We start from the raw sequence: 19,824 nt of genomic DNA, 5'->3' as shown, positions 1-19,824 counted from the left end.
CCCCCTAGCTTACACCAGCGGCCGCTTGTGAGGAAGTCAAGGATACTGTTGGCGTGCGTGTAGCACGGAAAGTATTTCGATATAGGTAGTTCGAAGGCGGTAGACAATGATGTAATGGTGATGTACCACTATTTCACGAGTGCCAGGCATTTTCCCTCGCCGGTAGAGGAGGGGATGATGTGGGAGTCTGTTGGTCGTATCAACCAGTTCTGCGTGCAGAGCGGCAGCAGCCGAGGGGCTTCGCTCGGCAATGTACTGAATGATGAGTTTCAGCTTAGCCCTCGCTATCGGACTCCAGATTACCGGAAGCATGGGCACGCAGCTTAGCCTCAATGATCGCCAGCATCTCCGCCATGACGACCTCGTTTGGGATACCTGGGCGTGTATCGTCAATCGCTTGCTGAACTTGGGCGCGATACCAGCGGTCGTAGGCCTCGGCTTCTTCGGCCGATGCGTATCCTTCGTGGTCTTGGGCGGGAAGTGAGGACATGATGAACGATTATATGCCGGCAGCGGATGCCCGCTTTGATGTGCGTCAGGCGAAAAAAAAGCTCCCTTGAGGAAGCTTTTTTAGGAATTCGGTGGTAGGCCGTGCGGGATTCGAACCTGCGACCAACGGATTAAAAGTCCGCTGCTCTACCAGCTGAGCTAACGACCCCCGAAAGAGGCCGTATTATATACACATCGGCGATCATTGCAAAGAGGTTTTTATTTCATCCCCAGCGCTGCCGTTACTTTGAGCACTTCGTCGGCGGTGGTGACGCCTTCCTGGATCTTCAGCGCGCCAGCGATGCGCAGCGGTTTCATGCCATCGGCGACGCTCTGCCGGCGCAGCGCCTGGATATCGGTTTGCTCGCGCACCTGGGAACTGAACGCTTCGCTCACGGTCAGCAGCTCGTACAGGCCGGTGCGGCCGCGATAGCCGGTCTGGCGGCATTCGGGACAGCCGACCGGCTTGTACACCTGCTCCGGCCTGGGGAGATCCCATTCACCAGCCAGGCTGTGCCAGATCTCGTCGCTCAGTTCGCCGCCGGCGACCTTGCAGTCCGGGCACAGCGTGCGCACCAGGCGCTGCGCCATGATGCCGATCAGCGTCGCTTCCAGCAGGTAGTAGGGCACGCCCAGCTCCAGCAGCCGCATCACGGCGGACGGCGCGTCGTTGGTGTGCAGCGTCGACAGCACCAGGTGGCCGGTCAGCGCCGCCTGGATGGCCATTTCGGCGGTGGCCAGGTCGCGGATCTCGCCGACCATGATGATGTCGGGGTCCTGCCGCATCAGCGCCCGCATGCCGTCGGCAAACGATAGCTCGATGCCGGGCTGCACCTGCATCTGGTTGAAGGCCGGCTCCACCATCTCGATCGGATCTTCCACCGTGCAGACATTGACCTCGGAGGTGGCCAGCGCCTTCAGCGTGGTGTACAACGTGGTGGTCTTGCCGGAACCGGTCGGGCCGGTGACCAGAATGATGCCGTGCGGGTGCTGCGTCAGCGCGTCCCAGCGCTGGGCGTCGTCCAGCGGGAAGCCCAGCTCAGGCAGCGTCTTGACCACCACGTCCGGATCGAATATGCGCATCACCAGCTTTTCGCCAAAGGCGGTCGGCAGCGTCGACAGACGCAGCTCGACTTCCTGGCCGCCGGCGGTGCGGGTCTTGATGCGGCCGTCCTGCGGCCGGCGTTTCTCGATCACGTCCATGCGCCCGAGCAGCTTGATGCGCGCGGTCATGGCGATCATCACCACCGCCGGCACCTGATAGACCTGGTGCAGCACGCCGTCGATGCGGAAGCGGATCGCCGCGATGTCGCGCTTGGGTTCGAGATGGATGTCGGACGCGCGCTGCTCAAACGCGTACTGCCACAGCCAGTCGACGATGTTGATGACGTGTTGGTCGTTGGCGTCGACCTGCTTGTTGCTCTTGCCCAGCTCCACCAGCTGCTCAAAGTTGTTGCGCAGCGTCAGGTCGTTGCTGTTGGACTTGTTGGCCTTCTTGATCGACTTGGCCAGGCTGAAGAACTGCGTGATGTACTGCGCGATGTCGAGCGGGTTGGCGATCACCCGGCGCACCGCGCGGCGCGAGATCTTGGCGATCTCCGCCTCCCATTCCTGGGCGTTGGGATCGGCGGTGGCCACCACCAGCGTGTCGTGCGTCAGCTCCACCGGCAGGATGTTGAAGCGGGCGGCGTAGTTGGCCGACATCACGTCGGCCACCTTGGTGAAATCGATCTTCAGCGGATCGATGCGGATGAAGGGCAGGTTGGCGCGCGCGGCCAGCCATTCGCATAGCGCGTCCAGCGTCAGCAGCTTGTGCGGCGGCTTGGCCGACAGCAGCTTGGCGTGCGCGACCGCGCACAAGGGATGCATATAACCGCTGGTGTTCTTCAGGATGGCGGAACTTTGCGCGTACAGGTCCTTGACTTCGGCCTTGCGTATCATGCCGTCGGCCAGCAGCCAGGTGTAAATCTGTTGCAGATCGAGCGGTGTCATCGTCCAGCCACCTTTCAGCAGAGTTACTTCGTCGTGATGCCCTTGACCCAGGATTTCGCCGGCAATTTGGTGTCGGCAACGATGTGCGCGGCGCGCGCTTTCAGCGCTTCGACATCGATGTCGCGGGCGCGCTTGAAGGCGATCGCAACCACGTTACCATCATGTACCTCCGGCAGGCAAATCAGCTGGGCGAAAGCGAACTTGATGGCCTTGAGATTGCGAGCGTAGCTTGGATGGTCGCCGAACAGGTTGACCGTCATCACGCCATCGTCAGTCAGGCAGGCATTGCAGGCCTGGTAGAACTCCGGCGTGTCCAGCACCGGGCCGCGCGCGGTGGCGTCATAGAGGTCGACTTGCAGCGCATCCAGCGTGTTGACGTTAGCCTTGTCGTTGACAAAGGCCAGCGCATCCATTTCCAGCACCTGCAGGCGCTCATCGTTGGGCGGCAGCTTGAACATCGATTCGCAGATGGTGATGACCGACGGATTCAGTTCCACCGCCGTCACCTGCGCCTGCGGGAAGGTGGCGTAGCAGAACTTGGTCAGCGCTGCCGTGCCCAGGCCCAGCTGGGCAATGCGGCGCGGCTGCTCGATCCACAGCATCCAGCTCATCATCTGTTGCGCGTATTCCAGCTCCGGCCAGTTTGGCTTGCGGATGCGCATCGCGCCTTGCACCCATTCGGTGCCGAAGTGCAGATAACGCACGCCGTCGAATTCCGACAGCGTCACCGGCGCATACTTCGGCTTGCGCGCCGGCTTGGCGGCAGCTGACGCCGAGGCCGAGGCCGGCCGGGAGGATTCTTCTTTTTCGATGGATTTGCGTTTGATCAGCATGGGATGTGAAGACAGGGAATGAACAGGCATTATCCCGCGAGGCCTTCCTGCTAGGCAAGGCCCGACTAATATTAGGGCGTTGCCAGCAATTGCATTTCGATGCGTAAGCCTGCTGCGGCGGCCATATTGACCAGTGTGTCAATGGTAAAGAGATTGATTTTTCCGCGCACCAGATCAGAGATACGTGGCTGGGTCACGTTGAACACCTTGGCAGCTTCAGTCTGACTCAATGCCGTGCTAGTGATGTATTGCCGCAGTTGAGTCATTAGCTGGGACCGCAACTTCATGTTTTCCGCCTCTTCAGAAGTGTCCTCAATGGCATCCCAGACGCTACTAAATCGTTTAATCTTCATTTCCCCAACTCCCGCCGTAGTTCGTGATAACGCTGCTTCGCCAAGTTGAGATCCGATACCCTGGTCTGCTGCGTTTTTTTGTGAAAGCAATGTAGAACGTAAATGGTATCGGCAAACTTGGCGACATAAATGATCCGAAATGCGCCCAGTGCGTCGCGAATGCGGATCTCCTTCACACCTGGCCCTATTGTGGACACGGGCTTCCAGTCGTCTGGGTTTTCTCCGTTTTGCACGCGGTCGATCTGATATCCTGCCTCGCGCCTCATCAGTAGGGGAAAGGCGCGTAAGTCGTCAAGGGAACTACCGCGAAACTCTACCTGTTTGGAGGCACTCATTATTTGAATATACAAAATTTTGTATATTCAAACAAGCGCCCAAATGCAACAAAGCCCCGTTGCCGGGGCTTTGTTTGAGCCGGATCAACGCTGCATCGGTTCCACGACCACGCGCAGGCGGACGCGCTCGCCCGGGTCATACGACATGACGTTGGTGTAGTTGCGGCCACGGTAGTCGTAGGTGACTTCGTAGCCGGAAGTGCGCGATTCCCAGTGGTCGACGGTGCGGCATTGCTTGACCGCTTGCTCCTGCACGCCGCCGCTGCTTGGCGTGTTGGCGTTGTCGACGCGGTCGCCGACCAGCGCGCCGGCGATGGCGCCCGCTGCGGTGGCCACCGAACGGCCGCTGCCGCCGCCGACCTGGTTACCGGCCAGGCCGCCAACGATGCCGCCCAGGATGGCGCCACCCACGCCGCGCTCCGGCGGCGGCGCCTGCACCTGCACGTACTCGGTGCGGCATTCCTGGCGCGGACGGTTGATCTGTTCCACTTGCGGGGTCACGCGCACCACGCGGCCGTAGTCCTCGAAATCGGCAGCCTGGGCGAAAGGCAGGGCGCTCAGGCACAGGGCCGATGCGATCAGTTTGGCTTGCAAGTTCATTTGATACCTCGTTTTCGTTCAGGGTGTCTATCAGGGGGATTCTGATATTGCATGAACGTATGGTAATCCGGCCGCCCTCCGGCGACTAGTAGCCGGGCGGTATCTGTGGCAACAAATTGTAACAGCCCGCCGCGCCCGAGCGAATTGTGCCGATTTAGCCCCTAAAACCAGCAAAAACCTTCTGTTTTTAACAAATATTGCGTGGAATATCATATACGTGTTGATCTGAGAGGAACAACACGTTACCCTAATATGCGTATGGGAATCGATGGCCGGCACCGACCTGCAGGCCATTTTAGTGGACAGGTGCTCAAATTATTTACTCATTAATTCACAAGTTAGGCACTCCCGACAGCAAAGTGGATACACCGTACATACCAGGTCAGATTGACGGAGACGAAAGCCTGCTGGCCAGTGTGCCGGCTAACCTTGTGCAGTCGATCCGCGCCTTCCGCGTTGGTGAGCTGCAGGAGGAGGCGGCCCGTTTGGGGCAGCATTTCCTGTACGCGCACTGCATCGCCGGCGCGACCAAGCAGCAGGTGCTGGGCATTATTTCGGAATCGTTCCAGTTTCCCAAGGGCGTGGGCAAGAATTTTGACGGTCTGCGCACCACGCTGACCGACACCATGTTGCAGGCCGAAGGCAGCCACACCGGCTTCCTGGTGGTGCTGGAACAATTGCCGAACACGCAAAAATTTGACAAGGAAGCACGGGAAACACTGCTGGATGTCTTCCGCGACGCGGCCGACTACTGGGCTGATAAAAAAGTTCCGTTCCGGGTGTTTTACTCCTTCGAGTAGCCGGAAGCCGCCCGCGCGCCCGCGCAGACTCGGCCTGGCTCGGCCGGCTCAAGTCTGCTGCAATGCAGCAATTGTTGCCGTAACAGTGGCTCTGTGCCTGTGGACAAGGTACAATGGCGGGCTATGAAAAACATCGTCATCCTGATTTCTGGTCGCGGCAGCAATATGGAAGCCATCGTCCGGGCGCTGCAGTCTGAGCGCTGGCCGGCCCGCATTGCCGCCGTCATCAGCAACCGGGCTGACGCCTCCGGACTGGCGTTTGCTGCCGAGCATGGCATCCCGACAGCCATCGTGCCAAACAAGGATTACGCCAGCCGCGCGGAATTCGACGCCGCCCTGCAAACCGTGATCGACCGCCATGCGCCCGATCTGGTGGTGCTGGCCGGCTTCATGCGCATCCTGACCGAGCAGTTCGTCACGCATTACGCGGGCCGCATGCTCAATATTCATCCGTCGCTGCTGCCGCTGTTTCCTGGGCTGGCGACGCATGCGCAGGCGCTGGCCGCCGGCGTGCAGGAGCATGGCGCGACGGTGCATTTCGTAACGGCCGAACTCGACCACGGGCCGATGGTGCTGCAGGCCGCCGTGCCTGTGCTGCCGGATGATACGGTCGAAACCCTGTCGGCCCGCGTGCTGGAACAGGAGCATGTCATCTACCCGCGCGCGGTGCGCTGGTTTGTGGAAGACAGGCTGAACATAGCGCAGGGCGCGGTCCAGGTGGACCACAGTAAGTAAAAACTAACCAAGGAATTCCATGAGATTGCCTCCAGCGATACTCGCCAACGCCGAAGAAGTGTTGCGCGAGATTTTGCGCTTTGCCGCGCCAGCCGACACCACCCTGTCGCGCTATTTCAAAGACCACCCGCGCCTGGGCGGCCGCGAGCGCGGCGCCATTGCCGAGTCCGTTTATAACGTGCTGCGCAATAAAAACTTCTACACCGATTTCTCGGAAGCCGGCGGCGGCGCCACCATGCGCCGTCTGACGCTGCTGGGCATGGCCGACGCGGTCGGCCTGGAATCGCTGGGCGGCCTGACCGAAGACGAAGTGGCATGGGTCACCCGCATCCTGGAAATCGACCGCAAGCTGATGCACAAGTCGAGCCGCTCGAATATGCCGCTGTGGCTATTTGAGAAACTGGTGGCGCAATACGGCGAAGAAGAAACGCTGGAACTGGCCGACAGCCTGAACAAGCCGGCGCCGCTGGACCTGCGCGTCAACACGCTGAAGGCCAACCGCGACGAAGTCATCGCCAAGCTGGCGGAGGCGCCGATCCGCGCCACGCCGACGCCGTTCGCACCGCAGGGCCTGCGCGTGCTGCAAAAACCGCAGCTGCAAAACCTGCCGCTGTTCAAGGACGGCCACATCGAAGTGCAGGACGAGGGCAGCCAGATCCTGTCGGCGCTGGTGGCTGCCAAGCGCGGCGAGATGGTGGTCGACTTCTGCGCCGGCGCCGGCGGCAAAACGCTGTCGCTGGGCGCCATCATGCGCAACACCGGTCGCCTGTATGCGTTTGACGTGTCTGAGAAGCGCCTGACCAAGCTGAAGCCGCGCCTGGCGCGCAGCGGCCTGTCGAACGTGCATCCGGTGGTGATCGCGCATGAACGCGATGCCAAGATCAAGCGCCTGGCCGGCAAGATCGACCGCGTGCTGGTGGACGCCCCATGCTCGGGCCTGGGCACCTTGCGCCGCAATCCGGACGTCAAATGGCGTCAGAAGCCGGATGCCGTGGCTGAACTGCAAGTCAAGCAGGCCGCCATCCTGGACGGCGCCGCGCGCCTGGTCAAAGGCGGCGGCCGCCTGGTATACGCCACCTGCTCGGTACTGGACGACGAGAACGAATTCATCGCCAAGCAATTCCTGGACACCCATCCGGACTTCGAACTGGTGCCCATGAGCAAAGCGCTGGCCGAGCAGAAGATCGAACTGGAAATGGGCGACTACCTCAAGCTGCTGCCGCACAAGCATCAGACCGACGGCTTCTTCGCCGCCGTGTTCGAGCGCAAGCCGATGGCCAAGAAGGTCAAGGAAGACGTCACGGAAGCAACAGAAGAAGAGTAATCCAACAGGCCGGTGATCCCGGCCTGTTTTACGTTAATCTACGCATCTCATTATTTAGCCAGAAAGCACAATGTCCCGACAACAACCCCTGCTCAACCTGATCGACGACCTGATCGCCGGCGATATCCACGACGTCAGCCTGATGTGGCAGCTGGCTGCCATCATCCTGTCGGTGGCGATCGGCTTTGGCGTGGCGCGCCTGCTGAAGAAGCGTTTCGGCCGTCCGCATGAGGTGCAGACCGGCGTACTGGGTTTCGGTGTGGAAAGTTTCGGCCGCGTGATGGCGCCGCTGGCGGTGGTCGGGCTGCTCTTCCTGTCGCGTATTTTGCTGGAGAAGTATCGCATCCATGTCAACCTGGTGCTGGTGGCGATTCCGATCTTCAGCTCGCTGGTGGTGATACGCTTCTTCTTCTACGTGCTGCGGCGCGTGTTCGGCCGCAATGGCCGCGTCTTCAGCCCGGCGATGCTGGCGTTTGAGAAAGTCTTCCAGCTGTTGGTCTGGCTGGCCTTTGTGCTGTATGTGACCGGCCTGTGGAACGATGTCTTCCTGTTCATGGAAAACACCGTGCTGCCGATTGGCAAATACAAGGTGTCGATCGCTGACATCCTGCAGGCAACGCTGTCGGTGATCGTGCTGCTGATGCTGGCGCTGTGGGCCGGCGCGGCGCTGGAAGAATCACTGATGAAAGTGCAGGGCATGCACACCAACCTGCGGGTGGTGGTGTCACGCACGGCGCGCGCAGTGCTGATCCTGGTGGCGGTGCTGATGAGCTTGTCGCTGGTGGGGATCGACCTGACCGTGTTGTCGGTGTTTGGTGGCGCGCTTGGCGTCGGCCTCGGCCTGGGCTTGCAGAAGATCGCCAGCAACTATGTGTCGGGCTTCGTCATCCTGCTGGACCGCTCGCTGACCATCGGCGACATGATCACGGTCGATAAATACAGCGGCAAGGTCACGCAGATCAATACCCGCTATACCGTGATCCAGAGCCTGGACGGCATGGAATCCATCGTGCCGAACGAGATGCTGGTGTCGGGCGCGGTGCAGAACTCGTCGCTGTCCAACAGCCTGGTGAATATCTCGACCAAGGTGTCGGTGGCTTACGATACCGATGTCGATTTCGTCATCCAGCTGCTGACCGACGCGGCGCTGACCGTGCCGCGTGTACTGAAAGACAAGGCGCCGTCAGCCAACCTGACCAGCTTTGGCGCCGACGGGCTGGACTTGTCGGTCAGCTTCTGGATCAACGATCCGGAGAACGGCCGCGGCGGCGTGACGTCGGACGTCAACCGGGCGATCTGGCGGGCGCTGAAGGAAAACGATATTTCTGTGCCATTCCCGCAACGGGAGATGCGCATCCTGGGACCGGTGCCGGGCGCCCTGGCCGAACAGGAAAGCACGACCGTGCCTAAGGAATAGTCAGTGGCGGAAGGAAAAGCTTCGTCAAATCGGCTTTAAATCATCGTACAATATCGTCCAAAAGTCGGACGCGGCAGGCGATGAACGCCTGTAAAAAACACAATCTTGGTTGGAGTGGTAATGGATTTATACGCAGTATTGGATTTTCTGGCGAACGGAGTGACCCGCTTCACCGGCTGGCAAGTATTCTTTTACACGATGGTGGTCACCCACATCACCATTGCGGCAGTGACGATTTACCTGCACCGTTGCCAGGCGCACCGCGCGCTGGACCTGCATCCTGTCGTCAGTCACTTCTTCCGTTTCTGGCTGTGGCTGACCACTGGCCAGGTGACCAAGGAGTGGGCGTCGATCCACCGCAAGCACCACGCCAAGTGCGATACCGAGGAAGATCCGCACAGCCCGGTCACGCGCGGCATCAAGAAAGTATTCTGGGAAGGCGCCGAGCTGTACCGTGCTGAGTCGAAAAACAAGGAAACCATGGAGAAGTATGGCCATGGCACGCCGGACGACTGGATCGAGCGCAATGTCTACACGCGCCACAGCGCGGCGGGCGTTGTTTCGTTGCTGGTGATTAACGTCGCGCTGTTCGGCGTGATCGGCATTACCGTGTGGGCGGTGCAGATGCTGTGGATACCGATTACCGCCGCCGGCATCATCAACGGCATCGGCCACTACTGGGGCTACCGCAACTATGATTGCGCGGACGCGGCTACCAACATCATCCCGTTCGGCCTGCTGATCGGCGGCGAAGAACTGCATAACAACCACCATACCTTTGCCACCTCGGCCAAGCTGTCGTCGAAATGGTATGAGTTCGACATCGGCTGGGGCTATATCCGCGCACTGGAAATGGTCGGCCTGGCGAAAGTGAAAAAACGCGCGCCGGAGCCGAAGTTCGCCAAAGGCAAGGTGGAAGCTGACTTCGACACGCTGCAATCGGTGATCGCCAACCGCTACGACGTCATGGCCAAGTACGCCAACTCGATCAAGAGCGCCTGGAAGGAAGAGCTGGAGCACCTGAAAGACAAGGCGCAGCTGGAAGCGCGCTTCCTGAAATCGTCGCGCAAGCTGCTGCAGCGCGAGCCGGGCAAGCTGGAAGCGCCGCAACAGCAGCAACTGTCGGAACTGTTCCAGCACAGCAAAGCGCTGGAAACCATGCACAATATGCGCGTGGAACTGGGCGTGATCTGGGAGCGTTCGCACTTTACGCGCGACCAGCTGCTGCACAAGCTGCAAGACTGGTGCAACCGCGCCGAAGCGTCGGGCATCAAGTCCCTGCAAGACTTCTCGCTGCGACTGCGCAGCTACGCATAAACAACTCCGGGGTCAGTTCCGCCAAACGTACACGGGCTCAGCTGCGCAGCAGCTGAGCCCGTGTACGTTTGGCGGAACTGACCCCGGAGTTGGGGTAATAAAAAAGCCACTCGATGAGTGGCTTTTTCGTAGAAGCAAAGATCGATTACTTGATCTTGGTTTCTTTGTAGATCACGTGCTTGCGTGCTTTAGGATCAAACTTGGTGATCTCCATTTTAGCAGGCATCGTGCGCTTGTTTTTGGTGGTGGTGTAGAAGTGACCCGTACCTGCAGTCGATTCCAGCTTGATTTTGTCGCGACCAGTTTTTGCCATGGTGAGAGCTCCCTAATTAGACTTTTTCGCCACGGGCGCGCATGTCGGCCAGAACGGCATCGATGCCGACCTTGTCGATTACGCGCAGACCAGCGTTGGACAGACGCAGGGAGACCCAGCGGTTTTCAGATTCAACAAAAATACGACGGTTCTGCAGGTTAGGCAGGAAACGACGTTTGGTTTTGTTGTTTGCGTGGGAAACATTGTTGCCGACCATCGGCTTCTTCCCAGTAACTTGGCAAACACGTGCCATAACGCACTCCTTAAAAGACATTCCAAAATTGGAAAAACAAGAGTATATCCAAAAAAATCAGGTTTTTCAATCACTTACGAAAAACAATTGTGTCTTGAATATCTCAAAAAAATTAACAATTGTGAATTCGCTTGTAAACCCTTGAGCGCATAGGGGTAAACCTATAGCTGTCCATGCTCGGCAAACGAGTGCACCTGATGTCCGGCCACCACAAAATGGTCGAGGATGCGGATATCCACCAGCGCCAGCGCCTGCATCAGGGCGCGCGTCAGCAGCAGGTCGGACTCGCTGGGATCGGGCGTACCGGACGGGTGATTGTGGGCCAGCATGACGCTGGCGGCGTTGCGCGCCAGCGCTTCCTTGACCACTTCGCGCGGATACACCGCCGTATGCGTCAGGGGGCCGCGAAACATTTCCTTGGCGTCGATCAGCCGGTTCTTCACATCGAGGAACAGCACATGGAAGGATTCGAAGGGCTTGCCGGCAAACGTGGTGCGCAGGTATTCCTTGACCGCGCGCGGTGAGCTGAGCATGTCGCCGGCGGTGACTTCCTCCAGGATGGCACGTCGCGCCAGCTCCATGACCGCCTGCAGTTGCGCAAACTTGGCCGGTCCCAGGCCGTGCATGGCGGCGAACTCCGGCAGCGTGGCGCCGAACAGTCTTTGCAATGACCCAAAATGGTGCATCATGTGCTGGCCCAGCTGGACTGCGTCCTGCCCGGCGACGCCGACGCGCAGGAAGATCGCCAGCAGCTCCGCATCGGACAGCGCCTGCGCGCCTTCCCGTATCAACCGCTCGCGCGGACGTTTTTCCTGCGGCCAGTCGATGATCGCCATGATGCTCTCCTTGAAATCAGCATTTACTTTGCATCAGCCGTGAGCGGAGAAGGCGAGGAGGATCAAAGGTGGCTTACAATATGGCCTTTCTCTGTCCAACAAAGCTGAAGTCATGTCTAACGAGCAACCTGTCGTCACCGCGTCGTCGTATCTCACCCTGAACTACCGTCTGGCCTCGCTGGATGGCAACGATATTGTTACCACCTTCGGCACCACGCCTGCCACGCTGCTGATGGGCCAGGGCCAGCTGGCGCCGGTGCTGGAAGAATTGCTGCTCGGCCTGCCTGAAGGCACGCACAAGACTTTCGACCTGGAACCGGGCGTCGGTTTTGGCCCGCGCAACCCCGAGCTGATCCGCGAAGTCAGCCGCGCCACGCTGGACCAGAATTCGTCGCCGGATGCTGAATACAAGATCGGCGACCTGGTCGATTTCGCTGCGCCGGGCGGCGGCCGCTTTGCCGGCATTCTGCGCGAACTGGGCGAGGAAACCTGCTTGTTCGACTTCAACCACCCGCTGGCCGGCCAGCCGTTGAAGTTTGAAGTTCAACTGATTTCGGTGCTGTGAGGATTGCATGAGCGATAAAGAACTCCTGTTGGCCCAGCCGCGCGGCTTTTGCGCCGGCGTCGACCGCGCCATCGAAATCGTCGAGCGCGCGTTGCAGCAGTTCGGCGCGCCGATTTATGTGCGCCACGAAATCGTCCACAACGCCTATGTGGTGGCCGACCTGCGCGCCAAGGGCGCCATCTTTATCGAGGAATTGAGCGAAGTCCCGGCCGGCAATACGCTGGTGTTCTCGGCGCACGGCGTGTCGAAGGCGGTGCGCGCGGAAGCGGATGCGCGCGGCTTCAGCATCTTTGACGCCACCTGCCCGCTGGTCACGAAAGTGCACGTGGAAGTGGCCAAGATGCGCAAGCAAGGCTGCGAGATCGTCATGATCGGCCACGACGGCCACCCGGAAGTTGAAGGCACGATGGGCCAGACCGAAGAGGGCATGTACCTGGTGGAAACCGTCGAGGACGTGGCCAGGCTGGAAGTGACCAAGCCGGATCAGCTGGCCTACGTGTCGCAAACCACGCTGTCGGTGGACGATACCGCCGACATCATCGCCGCGCTGAAGGCACGCTATCCAGCCATTATCGAGCCGAAGAAGGGCGATATCTGCTACGCCACCACCAATCGCCAGGAAGCCGTCAAATTCATGGCGCCGCAGGTGGAAGTGGTGATCGTGGTGGGCAGCCCGAACAGCTCCAACTCGAACCGCCTGCGCGAAGTGGCGGAAAAGAAAGGCACGCCGGCCTTCATGGTCGACAATGCCACGCAGATCAAACCGGAATGGCTGGAAGGCAAGCTGCGTGTTGGCGTGACCGCCGGCGCATCGGCGCCTGAAGTGCTGGTGCAGGCGGTGATCGACCGGCTGAAGGAACTGGGCGTGCGCAGCGTGCGTCCGCTGGACGGCGTCGAAGAAAATGTCACCTTCCCGCTACCGAAGGGACTGGATGGCGTACAAAAAACTGCACCAATCGAGGGCGCAATCTGATCCATTTGCCCTGGAGCGGAATATAATTCAGCTCCGGTAGCGTTATTCCGGCATTAGTTTTTCGGAAATCTCGTTATTATTTGCCTCGCTCTAAAAAATTGTCGTTTCGGCTTAATAATCCGGGGCGATGGAGACACCGATCAGGCATGAAACTTGCAACGTGATTGTGTAGTCAACGGCGGCACTACGGGGACACCCGGGTGCCGTTTTTGTTACATGACCACGCATAACAAAGGGCAAAACATGGATACTTTTATCCAACAAATTATTAACGGGCTGGTGCTGGGCAGCATGTACGCACTGGTCGCGCTGGGCTACACCATGGTGTACGGCGTTCTCAACCTGATCAACTTCGCCCACGGCGACGTGCTGATGATCGGCGCGATGACAGGCCTGACCATCCTCAACATCCTCAATACCCATTTTCCTGAACTGGCCGGGCCGATCAAGCTGGCAATCGCCATCGGCGGCGCAATTCCAGTCTGCATGATCGTCAACATCATCATCGAGCGCGTCGCCTATCGCCGCCTGCGCAATGCGCCGCGCCTGGCGCCGCTGATTACCGCGATCGGCGTCTCGACGCTGCTGAACACCTTTGCGATGATGATCTGGGGCCGCAATCCGCTGCCGTTCCCGCAAATGCTGCCGTCCGACCCGATCCTGATCGGCGGCGCGGTGATTACGCCGACGCAGATCCTGCTGCTGGCGCTGGCCCTGGTGTCGATGGCCGGCCTGGTGCTGCTGGTGGAAAAAACCAAGATGGGCCGCGCCATGCGCGCGACGGCGGAAAACCCGCGCGTCGCCGGCCTGATGGGCGTCGATTCGAACAAGGTCATCATCGCCACCTTCGCGCTGGGCGCGGCACTGGCGGCGGTGGCTGGCGTGATGTGGGGCGCGAATTACGCGTCGATCCAGTTCTCGATGGGCTTCCTGCCTGGCCTGAAAGCGTTCTGCGCGGCGGTGCTGGGCGGTATCGGCAATATTTATGGCGCCATGATCGGCGGCATTGCGCTGGGCATTATCGAAAGCCTGGGCGCCGGTTACATCGGCGACCTGACCGGTGGCTTCCTGGGCAGCCACTACCAGGACATCTTCGCGTTTGTGGTGCTGATCCTGGTGCTGACGGTGCGTCCGTCCGGCATCATGGGCGAACGCGTCGCCGACCGGGCCTGAGGAGCACAACATGACCTTGATGAGCTTCGACTTCAAACGCAATCCGCGTCAGGCGTATGTCAGCATGGCCTTGTTGACCGTGCTGCTGCTGGCGTTCCCGTTCTTCGCGCAGAACTACGGCAATTCGTGGGTGCGCATCGCCGACATGGCACTGCTGTACATCATGCTGGCACTGGGCCTGAACATCGTGGTCGGTTTTGCCGGCCTGCTGGACCTGGGCTATATCGCCTTCTACGCGGTGGGCGCCTACCTGGCCGGCCTGCTGGCTTCGCCGCAGTTTGCAGCCTTGCTGGAATCGGTGATTTACCAGTATCCGGCGCTGGGCGAGACGCTGATCGCCATTCTCGGTCCGGAAATCCAGCAAAACGGCATCCACCTGTCGGTATGGGTGATTGTGCCGCTGGCGGCCGCCGTGGCGGCGCTGTGCGGCGCGGTGCTGGGTGCGCCGACGCTGAAGCTGCGCGGCGACTATCTGGCCATCGTCACGCTGGGCTTCGGCGAGATCATCCGCATCTTCATGAACAACCTGAACGAGCCGATCAACTTCACCAACGGTCCGCAGGGTATCAATATGATCGATCCGATCAGGGTATTCGGCGTCAACCTGTCAGGTGAGGCGGGATCGCGCGCAACCGTGTTTATCGGTGATTACGGCATGCCGTCGGTGAACGCCTATTACTTCCTGTTCCTGTTCCTGTGCGTGGCGGTGGTGTTCATCACCTCGCGTCTGCAACACTCGCGCCTGGGCCGTGCCTGGGTGGCGATCCGCGAGGATGAGATTGCCGCCAAGGCAATGGGCATCAACACCCGCAACGTCAAGCTGCTGGCGTTCTCGATGGGCGCCTCGTTTGGCGGCGTGGCTGGCGCGATGTTCGGTTCGTTCCAGGGCTTTGTCTCGCCGGAATCGTTCTCGCTGACCGAATCGATTGCCGTGCTGGCGATGGTGGTGCTGGGCGGTATCGGCCACATTCCTGGCGTGATCATGGGCGGCGCGCTGCTGGCGGCCTTGCCGGAGGTGCTGCGCCACGTGGTCGAGCCGCTGCAAGAGAAACTGTTCGGCCACGTGCTGATCGAAGCGGAAGTGCTGCGTCAGCTGTTGTACGGCCTGGCCATGGTGCTGATCATGCTGAATCGCCCGGCCGGCCTGTGGCCCGCGCCCAAGCATGAAGATCGTCCGGATGGCGATTCCGACAGCAAGAATCAATCGACCGGCGTGATGGCGGCTTGACGAAGAGGCAATAATGACTGAACAGGTAATTCTCCATATCGCCGGCGTCAACAAGCGTTTCGGTGGCTTGCAGGCGCTGACCGATGTTGGCATCAAGATCATGCAAGGCCAGATTTATGGCCTGATCGGCCCGAATGGCGCCGGCAAGACGACGTTCTTCAATGTGATCACCGGCTTGTACCAGCCGGACACCGGCACCTTCGAACTGGCCGGCAAGCCGTATTCGCCGTCGGCGCCGCATGAGGTGGCCAAGGCGGGCATCGCCCGGACGTTCCAGAACATCCGCCTGTTTGGCGAGATGACGGCGCTGGAAAATGTCATGGTGGGCCGTCACGTGCGCTCGAAGCAGGGTGTGTTTGGCGCAATCTTCCGTCACAAGGCGGCACGCGAGGAAGAGGCGTCGATCCGCCAGCGCGCGCAGGAGTTGCTGGATTTCGTCGGGATTGGCCAGTTTGCCAACCGCACGTCCAAATTCCTGTCCTACGGCGACCAGCGCCGGCTGGAAATCGCCCGTGCGCTGGCGACCGATCCGCAACTGCTGGCACTGGACGAACCGGCGGCCGGCATGAACGCCACCGAGAAACTGGCACTGCGCGAACTGTTGATCAAGATCAAAGAGCAGGGCAGGACGGTGTTGTTAATTGAACACGATGTCAAGATGATGATGAGCTTGTGCGACCGGATGATGGTGCTGGAATACGGCAAACCGATCGCCGAAGGCCTGCCGGCGGAAATACAAAGTAATCAGGCGGTGATTGACGCCTACCTGGGAGGATCGCATTAATGAGCGGCAATGTTCTAAAAGTATCGGGACTGAAAGTCGCGTATGGCGGCATTAAAGCCGTCAAGGGTATTGATCTCGAAGTGAATCAGGGCGAGTTAATCGCCTTGATCGGCGCAAATGGCGCCGGTAAAACCACCACGCTGAAAGCGATTACCGGCACTTTGCCGCCCTGTAAAGTTGAAGGGACGATTACTTATCAGGGCGAATCCCTGAAAGGTTCCAAATCTTTTCATCTGGTTGAAAAGAAACTGGCGATGGTGCCGGAAGGTCGTGGCGTATTTACCCGCATGTCGATTCACGAGAATCTGATGATGGGGGCATATACGCGCAATGATAAAGCCGGTATTGAATCGGATATTGCCAAGTGGTTTGATGTATTCCCGCGTTTAAAAGAACGCGCGCAGCAATTGGCCGGTACTTTATCTGGTGGTGAACAGCAAATGCTGGCCATGGCGCGGGCATTAATGTCGCATCCAAAACTGTTGCTGCTGGATGAACCATCGATGGGTTTATCGCCGATTATGGTGGAAAAGATTTTCGAAGTGATTCGGAATGTTTCGAAAGAGGGTATTACCATTCTGCTGGTGGAACAGAATGCGAAACTCGCTTTACAAGCCGCGCATCGCGGTTATGTAATGGACTCCGGCAGCATCACCATGACCGGCGCTGCCAGCGACATGCTGGACGACCCGCGCGTCAAGGCCGCCTACCTGGGCGAATAAACCTTCGCGCGCCCGCAAGAGCCGCCAGCGCAAGCTGTGCGGCTTTTTTATTGCGCCCCACATGCTAAAAATTAGCGTGTTCAAGCCGGTTTCTGGCAGAAACCCGGTGTCAGGTCTGACAATCGCACACAGACTCATGTACCAAAGTCAGACCTGACACCGGCTTTGTATTTTGGAATAAAAAAAGCCTCGGATTAACCGAGGCTTTTACGGAATAAATCGGCACCCTACCGTGCCGAATAATCCATGTTTATTTTTTAGCTGGAGCAGCTTTTGCAGCGGCAGCGTTGAATTGATTTACTGCGGCGCTGACGTTGGTTTCAAACGATTCAGCAGCTTGTTTAGCGGTCTTGGTGAATTGCTCGTAGCCAGCGGTGGCATTGCCGATTGCCGATTTAAACAGGGCGACAGCATTTTCGGTGCCGGCTGGTGCGTTTTTGCTGACTTCATCGACCAGCGAAATAACCTTGCGGTTGGTTTCTGCGATTTGGGTTTCAGCGGCTTTGCTGAATTCCGCGCCGGTGCTGGTGGCGATGGTTGCCAGGTGACGGCCATAAGCGATGGTTTTTTCAGCGCTTGGCTGTGCTTGCGCGGTTGCCAGCGAGAAGAATTCTTGCGGGTCTTTAGCCGACAGCAATTGCTTGGTGGTGGCCGACGTTTCTTCCAGCGATGCCTTGGCAGCGGTCAGGTTCAGGTCGACAAACTTCTCAACGCCTTCAAACGCTTTATTGGTCAGGGCCGAGAAAATAGCGAATTGAGCTTCGAAATTAGCTTTGGTCGCATTGGAAAATTGCTCAGGAATCGAAAACATGTAGATCTCCAGAAATAATAGTCGTTGATTGAATTACTGCTCGTGTTTCTACCGTCGGTGAGAAACAGGCAAACTACGTTTCAGACCGAACAACATATTGTGCAACGCAACAAACCAAATTTTACGGCCTTCAAAAATTAAGTCAAGCGCTTTTTTGTGCGTTGCATCAAAGAATCCTCATTTAGGTGCATGGGGTAGTTCTCCATGGGAAGTTGTCTGACGTGTTAGACTCGCCTGATGCCCGACATCTCCCCAGCAGCGCCATCCGCGCGGCACGCCAGCTTCTGGTCGCCGATACCGATGTTTTTCGTGCTGCTATGGAGCAGCGGCTTCATTGTGGCCAAATTCGGCCTGCCCTATGCGCCGCCGCTGACGTTTATCCTGATACGGTTTATTGGTGTGCTGGCGGTGCTGGTGCCGACGGTCCTGTTCCTGAGAGCCCCTTGGCCGGACATGGGCAAGATCCGCCACATCGCGGTGGCCGGTCTGCTGGTGCAGGCCGGCTATCTGATTGGTGTCTGGTGCGCCATTAAACAGGGCATGCCGGCTGGCTTGTCCGCACTGATTGTGGGCATGCAGCCCATTCTGACCGCTTTTGCCGCGCCGTTAATCGGTGAAAAAGTGCTGCCCCGCCAATGGCTGGGCTTGCTGTTTGGCATCGGTGGCGTGGCGCTGGTGGTGGCGGCCAAGATTCAACTGGTCGGCCTGTCGGTGCCGGCTATCTTGCTGTGTGTAATGGCGCTGGTCAGCATCACCGCCGGCACGCTGTACCAGAAGCACCATTGTCCGCAGTTCGACCTGCGCGTGGGCACGGTGATCCAGTTTGCTGCATCGGCGGTGCTGGTGCTGCCACTGGCCATGATCTTCGAAGGACTTGGCCCGGATTTTGCTGCAGTGCATTGGACGCCGCGCTTTATTGGTGCCTTGCTGTGGTCGATTTTTGGCGTGTCGATCTGCGCGATTTTCCTGTTGTTTGCCTTGATCCGCAGAAATGACGCCACCCAGGTCACCAGTTTGCTGTACCTGACGCCGCCCACTACCGCTATCATGGCCTGGTTGATGTTTGGCGAAGCTTTCAACGCCCTCGGCATGGCTGGCATGGTGCTGGCGGTGACCGGTGTGATATTCGTGGTCAGGAAACCAAAGTGAGCAAGAACGCATGATTTCTACTGCCGAACAGCAGGCTGTTGACGCCGCCATCACGACGCGCCGCTCGATCCGCGCGTATTTGCCGACGCCGGTGGCGCGCGAAGACATCGAGCAGATTTTGCAGGTGGCGGGCAGGGCGCCGTCCGGCACCAATACGCAGCCGTGGAAAGTCTATGTGCTGCAAGGCGAAAGAAAGCAGCAGTTGACATCGGCGATTCTGGCCGCACATAACGATCCAGGGCAGGCGCAACAGCATCAGGAAGAATACGCCTACTATCCGCAGGAATGGGTGTCGCCGTATATCGACCGCCGCCGCAAGGTGGGCTGGGATTTATACGCGCTGCTCGGGCTGACGCGCGACAACAAGGCTGGCATGGCCGCGCAGCACGGCAAGAACTACGATTTCTTCGGCGCACCAGTCGGCCTGATTTTCACCATCGACCGCATCATGGAGCAGGGCTCGTGGCTGGACTACGGCATGTTCCTGCAGAACATCATGGTGGCCGCGCGTGGACGCGGCCTGGATACCTGTCCACAAGCAGCTTTTACCCAATATCACCGCATCATCGCCGCCCAGTTGGCGCTGCCGGACAGCGAAACCGTGGTGTGCGGCATGGCGCTCGGTGTTGCAGATTTGAGCAAGATCGAAAACTCTCTTGTCACTGAGCGCATGGCGCTCGAAGAATTTGTTAAATTTGTCGATTAGGACTACCTTGTTTTTTCCTATATTGCGCGGACACAACCATTGATGCTGCGAGTGTTAAATTTGCTTGCGCTGGCTCAGCGTTTTGCTACACTGCAACCGGTTTGGTGAACTTTTTT

At 58.9% G+C, this 19,824-nt stretch carries 24 protein-coding genes and 1 tRNA gene; 13 read left to right on the top strand and 12 right to left on the bottom strand.

All coding sequences use genetic code 11. The annotated features are described in order from the left end of the window. Positions 1-36 precede the first annotated feature (36 nt). The 8 genes from BLS51_RS08415 to BLS51_RS08380 form a co-directional block, all read right to left on the bottom strand. Complete coding sequence (locus BLS51_RS08415) at positions 37-312, bottom strand: type II toxin-antitoxin system RelE/ParE family toxin (protein WP_090181664.1); 276 nt, start codon at positions 310-312, stop codon at positions 37-39. Then, a complete protein-coding gene (locus BLS51_RS08410; RefSeq protein WP_090181665.1) occupies positions 275-490 on the bottom strand; it encodes a type II toxin-antitoxin system RelB family antitoxin in 216 nt (71 codons plus the stop codon). The genes BLS51_RS08415 and BLS51_RS08410 overlap by 38 nt, the downstream gene beginning before the upstream one ends. A gap of 92 nt (positions 491-582) precedes the next feature. Further along, positions 583-658: transfer RNA gene (locus BLS51_RS08405), tRNA-Lys, on the bottom strand. A 50-nt stretch (positions 659-708) separates the two neighbouring features. Beyond that, a complete protein-coding gene (locus BLS51_RS08400) occupies positions 709-2,481 on the bottom strand; it encodes a type IV pilus assembly ATPase TfpB (protein WP_090181667.1) in 1,773 nt (590 codons plus the stop codon). A 23-nt stretch (positions 2,482-2,504) separates the two neighbouring features. Next, positions 2,505-3,314: a spermine/spermidine synthase domain-containing protein gene (locus tag BLS51_RS08395; RefSeq protein WP_090181669.1), complete on the bottom strand. Its 810-nt coding sequence runs from the start codon at positions 3,312-3,314 to the stop codon at positions 2,505-2,507. A gap of 71 nt (positions 3,315-3,385) precedes the next feature. Then, positions 3,386-3,667 (bottom strand): helix-turn-helix domain-containing protein, encoded by a 282-nt coding sequence (locus tag BLS51_RS08390; protein WP_090181671.1) that lies wholly within the window; start codon positions 3,665-3,667, stop codon positions 3,386-3,388. Then, the gene (locus BLS51_RS08385) at positions 3,664-4,002 is read right to left on the bottom strand and encodes a type II toxin-antitoxin system RelE/ParE family toxin (RefSeq protein WP_090181673.1); all 339 of its coding nucleotides are present in this window, start codon (positions 4,000-4,002) and stop codon (positions 3,664-3,666) included. Before BLS51_RS08385 ends, BLS51_RS08390 begins: the two co-directional genes overlap by 4 nt. Before the next feature lie 84 nt (positions 4,003-4,086). Next, complete coding sequence (locus tag BLS51_RS08380) at positions 4,087-4,602, bottom strand: glycine zipper 2TM domain-containing protein (RefSeq protein ID WP_090181675.1); 516 nt, start codon at positions 4,600-4,602, stop codon at positions 4,087-4,089. 407 nt (positions 4,603-5,009) lie between these two features. Here BLS51_RS08380 and BLS51_RS08375 point away from each other — a divergent pair, with 407 nt between their 5' ends. From BLS51_RS08375 to BLS51_RS08355, 5 genes are all read left to right on the top strand, one after another. Next, a complete protein-coding gene (locus BLS51_RS08375) occupies positions 5,010-5,402 on the top strand; it encodes a barstar family protein (protein ID WP_229207527.1) in 393 nt (130 codons plus the stop codon). Positions 5,403-5,525: 123 nt separating this feature from the next. Then, entirely contained in the window at positions 5,526-6,137 is a 612-nt protein-coding gene (gene purN, locus BLS51_RS08370) for a phosphoribosylglycinamide formyltransferase (protein ID WP_090181677.1), read from the top strand. A 19-nt stretch (positions 6,138-6,156) separates the two neighbouring features. Beyond that, entirely contained in the window at positions 6,157-7,461 is a 1,305-nt protein-coding gene (locus BLS51_RS08365) for an RsmB/NOP family class I SAM-dependent RNA methyltransferase (RefSeq protein ID WP_090181679.1), read from the top strand. A 70-nt stretch (positions 7,462-7,531) separates the two neighbouring features. Next, positions 7,532-8,878, top strand: a complete 1,347-nt coding sequence (locus BLS51_RS08360) for a mechanosensitive ion channel family protein (RefSeq protein ID WP_090181681.1) — start codon at positions 7,532-7,534, stop codon at positions 8,876-8,878. A gap of 120 nt (positions 8,879-8,998) precedes the next feature. Further along, on the top strand, positions 8,999-10,195 hold the full coding sequence (locus BLS51_RS08355; RefSeq protein WP_090181683.1) for a DesA family fatty acid desaturase: 1,197 nt from the start codon (positions 8,999-9,001) through the stop codon (positions 10,193-10,195). Between the two features lie 145 nt (positions 10,196-10,340). Here BLS51_RS08355 and rpmG read toward each other — a convergent pair whose 3' ends face one another. From rpmG to radC, 3 genes are all read right to left on the bottom strand, one after another. Then, positions 10,341-10,508 (bottom strand): 50S ribosomal protein L33, encoded by a 168-nt coding sequence (gene rpmG / locus BLS51_RS08350; RefSeq protein ID WP_005665735.1) that lies wholly within the window; start codon positions 10,506-10,508, stop codon positions 10,341-10,343. A 16-nt stretch (positions 10,509-10,524) separates the two neighbouring features. After that, positions 10,525-10,761: a 50S ribosomal protein L28 gene (rpmB, locus tag BLS51_RS08345; RefSeq protein WP_008451488.1), complete on the bottom strand. Its 237-nt coding sequence runs from the start codon at positions 10,759-10,761 to the stop codon at positions 10,525-10,527. Positions 10,762-10,922: 161 nt separating this feature from the next. Then, complete coding sequence (gene radC / locus BLS51_RS08340; protein ID WP_090181686.1) at positions 10,923-11,597, bottom strand: RadC family protein; 675 nt, start codon at positions 11,595-11,597, stop codon at positions 10,923-10,925. 112 nt (positions 11,598-11,709) lie between these two features. On the opposite strand from radC, the gene BLS51_RS08335 reads away from it, so the two are divergent. The 6 genes from BLS51_RS08335 to BLS51_RS08310 all read left to right on the top strand — a co-directional run bounded on the left by BLS51_RS08335 (position 11,710) and on the right by BLS51_RS08310 (position 17,042). Further along, positions 11,710-12,162: an FKBP-type peptidyl-prolyl cis-trans isomerase gene (locus tag BLS51_RS08335; RefSeq protein ID WP_090181688.1), complete on the top strand. Its 453-nt coding sequence runs from the start codon at positions 11,710-11,712 to the stop codon at positions 12,160-12,162. 7 nt (positions 12,163-12,169) lie between these two features. Next, positions 12,170-13,135 carry a 4-hydroxy-3-methylbut-2-enyl diphosphate reductase gene (gene ispH / locus BLS51_RS08330; protein WP_090181690.1) on the top strand — a complete coding sequence of 322 codons (966 nt, stop codon included), beginning with the start codon at positions 12,170-12,172 and terminating at the stop codon, positions 13,133-13,135. Between the two features lie 243 nt (positions 13,136-13,378). Continuing rightward, positions 13,379-14,308 (top strand): branched-chain amino acid ABC transporter permease, encoded by a 930-nt coding sequence (locus BLS51_RS08325; protein WP_090182223.1) that lies wholly within the window; start codon positions 13,379-13,381, stop codon positions 14,306-14,308. A 10-nt stretch (positions 14,309-14,318) separates the two neighbouring features. Further along, positions 14,319-15,536: an ABC transporter permease subunit gene (locus BLS51_RS08320; RefSeq protein ID WP_090181691.1), complete on the top strand. Its 1,218-nt coding sequence runs from the start codon at positions 14,319-14,321 to the stop codon at positions 15,534-15,536. Between the two features lie 13 nt (positions 15,537-15,549). Then, positions 15,550-16,320, top strand: coding sequence for an ABC transporter ATP-binding protein (locus tag BLS51_RS08315; RefSeq protein ID WP_090181694.1), 771 nt, complete (start codon positions 15,550-15,552; stop codon positions 16,318-16,320). Further along, entirely contained in the window at positions 16,320-17,042 is a 723-nt protein-coding gene (locus BLS51_RS08310) for an ABC transporter ATP-binding protein (protein ID WP_090181696.1), read from the top strand. Before BLS51_RS08315 ends, BLS51_RS08310 begins: the two co-directional genes overlap by 1 nt. Before the next feature lie 250 nt (positions 17,043-17,292). On the opposite strand, the gene phaP is transcribed toward BLS51_RS08310, so the two are convergent. Next, positions 17,293-17,853, bottom strand: coding sequence for a TIGR01841 family phasin (phaP, locus tag BLS51_RS08305; protein WP_090181698.1), 561 nt, complete (start codon positions 17,851-17,853; stop codon positions 17,293-17,295). Between the two features lie 237 nt (positions 17,854-18,090). Here phaP and BLS51_RS08300 point away from each other — a divergent pair, with 237 nt between their 5' ends. Both BLS51_RS08300 and BLS51_RS08295 read left to right on the top strand, forming a co-directional pair. Further along, the gene (locus BLS51_RS08300) at positions 18,091-19,002 is read left to right on the top strand and encodes a DMT family transporter (RefSeq protein ID WP_229207509.1); all 912 of its coding nucleotides are present in this window, start codon (positions 18,091-18,093) and stop codon (positions 19,000-19,002) included. 10 nt (positions 19,003-19,012) lie between these two features. Next, positions 19,013-19,708, top strand: a complete 696-nt coding sequence (locus BLS51_RS08295) for a nitroreductase (protein ID WP_090181702.1) — start codon at positions 19,013-19,015, stop codon at positions 19,706-19,708. Positions 19,709-19,824 lie beyond the last annotated feature (116 nt).

The organism is Duganella sp. OV510 (assembly GCF_900100205.1).
Lineage (GTDB): Bacteria > Pseudomonadota > Gammaproteobacteria > Burkholderiales > Burkholderiaceae_D > Rugamonas.
This window is presented reverse-complemented; position numbering and strand designations above follow the sequence as displayed.